Here is a 241-nt window from a genome sequence, read left to right on the forward strand (position 1 = left end):
GTAGAAGACCAGTTCGACGTTCGGGTCGAGCCCCAGGAACGGCGGCCGGTCGACGCCGCGCAGCCCGTTCTCGCCGCCGGTGAAGCCGGTCCAGCGGTAGATGATCGAGAACCACATCGCGGTGAACGCCAACGTCAGGAGCGCGAAGTAGACGCCACGCCGGCGCAGGATCAGGAAGCCGATGATCGCGCCCATCACCAGATTGAACACCACCGCCGCCAGGATCGGCAGCCAGAAGGCC

At 66.4% G+C, this 241-nt stretch carries 1 pseudogene; it reads right to left on the bottom strand.

The annotated features are described in order from the left end of the window. Window positions 1–241 (bottom strand): annotated as a pseudogene (locus R0J92_RS26055) (branched-chain amino acid ABC transporter permease); the annotation flags it as partial.

It is taken from the genome of Tritonibacter sp. SIMBA_163, from assembly GCF_046535935.1.
GTDB classification, from domain to species: Bacteria; Pseudomonadota; Alphaproteobacteria; order Rhodobacterales; family Rhodobacteraceae; genus Epibacterium; species Epibacterium scottomollicae.